Below are 3,415 nucleotides of genomic sequence, written 5' to 3' on the forward strand. Positions count from 1 at the left end.
GCCACCAGCATGAGGCCGAAGAAGATCTGCTGGGCGGCGGCCGGCACCTCCAGATAGACCATCGAGGTGCGGATGACGGCGACGATGAGCGCGCCGACCGCGGTGTTGAGCACGCCGCCGACACCGCCGGTCAGCGGCGTGCCGCCCACCAGCACGGCGACGATGGCCGGCAGCAGGAACTGGTTGGCCGCGGTCGGCGAGCCGCCGGAAAGGCGGGCCGCCAGCATGAGGCCGGCGAAGGCGGACAGGCTGCCGGCCAGCGCGAAGGCGGCCACCTTGTAGCGGGCCACGCTGAGCCCGGCGCCCACCGCCGCCGGCTCGCCGGCTCCGATGGCCTTCAGCACGCGGCCCAGCACCGTGCGCCGCTCGATGAACAGCGTCACCGCCAGCAGCACGGCGGCCACGATCAGCTCGCGCGGCACGCCGCCGGTCTTGCCGATCATCCAGCCGAAGCAGCTTTCGCGCAGGTCTGCCGGCATGGCGAGCGACTTCTCGCCGGAGACATATTGCGCCACCGAATAGGCGATGCCGCCGACCGCCAGCGTGGTGATGAAGCTCGGGATCTTCAGGCGCACATGGACGAGGCCGGAGATGACCCCGCCGCCGGCCCCGATGAGCAGCGCCACCGGCAGCGTCGCCAGCCCGAGGGCCGGCACGAGGGCGGTGGCGAGCACCGTCGTCATCGAGGCGACCGACTGCGCCGACAGGTCGATGCTGCCGATATAGATGACGAAGGTGATGCCGAGCGCCATGATGAACAGCGCCGCGACATCGGCCCCCATTTCCAGGAGCGCGGCCGGGCGCAGGAAGGCCGTATCGAGCAGTCCGACGAAGGCGATGAGCACCGCCAGCGTGATGAGCGGAAACAACGCGCGCAGGCGCCGGCTGCGGGCGTGGGCGGTGCTGCTGCCGGCGATGCCGGCAAGAGGGGCGGCCTTGGAGAGCATCGTCTTTTCCCTCACACCATGTCGTGAACGAGATCGTAGAGCGTGGGCTTTGCGCCGGGGGCGCAGTCGAAGCGGCGGCGCACGTCGCCGTCGCGCACGACGAGGATGGTGTGGGAGAGGCCGATGGCCTCTTCCAGCGTGTCGGCGATGAGGATGACGCCGCAGCCGTCGGCGCACATGGCGCGCACCATGTCGTAGACGTCTTCCTTGGCGCCGATATCGAGGCCGCGGGTCGGGTGGTCGAGCAGGATGATGTCGGCCCCGGCGCTGCGCCACTTGGCCAGCACCACCTTCTGCTGGTTGCCGCCGGAAAGGGTGCCGCAGTCCGCGGCTTCCGACGGCGCCTTGATGGAAAGTGCGCCGATCCATTCGCGTGCCAGATCGCGTTCCGCGCCGTGGCGCAGCACGCCGCCGCGGGAATAGCGGGCCAGCTGCGGCAGGGTGATGTTCTCCATGACCGACATGCCGGCGACGATGCCTTCCACCTTGCGCTCGCGCGGCACATAGGCCATGCCGCGTGCCACGCTCTCGCGGGCGGAGAGGCGGCCGGCCGGGGCCCCTTTGATGCGGATCGCGCCGAGGTGCGGCCGCTCCAGCCCGAACAGCGTGCGCATGATGGCCTCGCGCCCCGAGCCTTCGGTGCCGACGAGGCTCAGCACCTCGCCGGCGTGCAGCGCGAAGGACACGTTGCGGTAGTGCCCGGCCTGCGACAGCCCGTCGGCCTCCAGCAGCACGGTGCCGGCATCGTAGGGGTGCTGGCGGTGCTCGCGGTAATAGTGCTTGTCGATATCGCGGCCGACCATGCGGTGCTGGATGGTTTCCACGTCGGCTTCCGCCTTCGTCATCTCGGCCGCCACCTCGCCATCCCTGAAGACATAGATGCGGTCGGAGATGTCCATCACCTCGTCGAGGCGGTGGGAGACGAAGATGAACGAGGCGCGGCTGCGCAGGTCGCGCACCAGAGCGAACAGCATCTCCACTTCGGCGCGCGACAGCACCGAGGTCGGCTCGTCGAGCAGGATGATGAGATCGCCCTCGACGCGCTCTTCCAGCGTCAGCACCTTGGCGAGTTCCACGAGCTGGCGCTCGGCAAAGGACAGCGTGCCGGTGATGGTGGCGGGGTCGATATCGAGGCGCACCTTGGCGAGCTGCTTGCGGGCCGCCGCCGCCATGGCCTTCCAGTCGATGACGCCGCGGCGCACGAACGGCTTCTCGAAGCCGAGGAAGATGTTCTCCATGACCGACAGGTTGGAGATGGTCGACTGCTCCTGAAACACCATGCCGATGCCGCGGTCCATGGCCTGCCGGGCATTGTCGAAGCGCACCGGCTGGCCGTTGAGGCGGATTTCGCCGGCATCCGGCCGGTAGGCGCCGGAGATGATCTTCATGAGCGTCGACTTGCCGGCGCCGTTCTCGCCAACGAGGCCGACGATCTCGCCGCGGCCGATGGTGAGGCTGATGCCCTTCAGCGCCTTGACGCCCGGGAAGCTCTTGACCACGTCGATGAGCTGATACATGGCCGCTGCTCCGTCACTTCACGATGTCGCGGGATTTGCGGCTGACGGACAGTCCGACCGCAACGATGACGATGGCGCCCAGAACGCCGCTCTGGATGTAGCTCGGCAGGCCGGCCACGATCATGCCGTTGCTGATGGCGGCGACGATGATCACGCCGACGAGCGTGTTGAGCACGCCGCCGCTGCCGCCCATCAGCGAGGTGCCGCCGACCACCACGGCGGTGATGGCGGTGAACATCTGGTTGGAGCCGGAATCGCCGTCGGCGATGCCGATGCGGGCGACCGACAGCAGCGCGCCGAGCCCGTAGAAGAAGCCGGCCAGCGCGAAGGCCATGATGCGCACCCGGCCGACATGCAGGCCGCTGGCGCGCGCCAGTTCCTCGCCGCCGCCGATGGCGTAGATGTTGCGGCCGAGCACGGTGTGGTTCTGGACGAACCAGGCCGCGGCCAGCCCGGCCAGCGCAACCCACACCATCAGCGGCATCTCCAGAAAGCGCACCGTGAGCAGCGCGCGGAACGCCGGATCGGCAACCGTGATGCGATAGCCGCCGGAGAGGATGTAGGTCGCTCCGAGCCCGACATAACCGATGGACAGCGAGGCCATGAAACTCGGGATTCTGAGGCGGACGTGAATGAAGCCGTTGAGGGCGCCGACGAGGGTGCCGATGGCAACCGCCGCGATCAGCGCCGGCCACCCTGTGGCCAGCGTGCCGCCCAGCGCCATGAACAGCGTTGCGAAGCCGACGGCGGAGAAGGCGACGGTTCCTTCCATCGACAGGTCGATGGAGCCCATCAGGATGATGAAGGTGACACCGATGGCGATCAGCAGCGCCGGCGAGGCGATGATGCCGATGCGGGCGATGTTGCGCACCGACAGGAAGGCCGGGTTGATGAGGGTGAAGACGGCAACGATGGCCGCCAGCACCAGAAGCGGGGCGATGCTGCGAAGAC

The 3,415-nt window shown here is 68.6% G+C and carries 3 protein-coding genes; all 3 read right to left on the reverse strand.

All coding sequences use genetic code 11. The features are described 5' to 3' along the window. The coding region (locus V7067_RS11345; RefSeq protein ID WP_334176016.1) for an ABC transporter permease at positions 1–947 on the reverse strand (947 nt) is incomplete at its 3' end. Between the two features lie 11 nt (positions 948–958). Beyond that, positions 959–2,464, reverse strand: coding sequence for a sugar ABC transporter ATP-binding protein (locus tag V7067_RS11350; RefSeq protein WP_334176017.1), 1,506 nt, complete (start codon positions 2,462–2,464; stop codon positions 959–961). Between the two features lie 13 nt (positions 2,465–2,477). Further along, positions 2,478–3,389, reverse strand: coding sequence for an ABC transporter permease (locus tag V7067_RS11355; protein WP_334176023.1), 912 nt, complete (start codon positions 3,387–3,389; stop codon positions 2,478–2,480). Positions 3,390–3,415 lie beyond the last annotated feature (26 nt).

Source organism: Pseudoxanthobacter sp. (genome assembly GCF_036822375.1).
GTDB lineage: Bacteria > Pseudomonadota > Alphaproteobacteria > Rhizobiales > Segnochrobactraceae > Pseudoxanthobacter.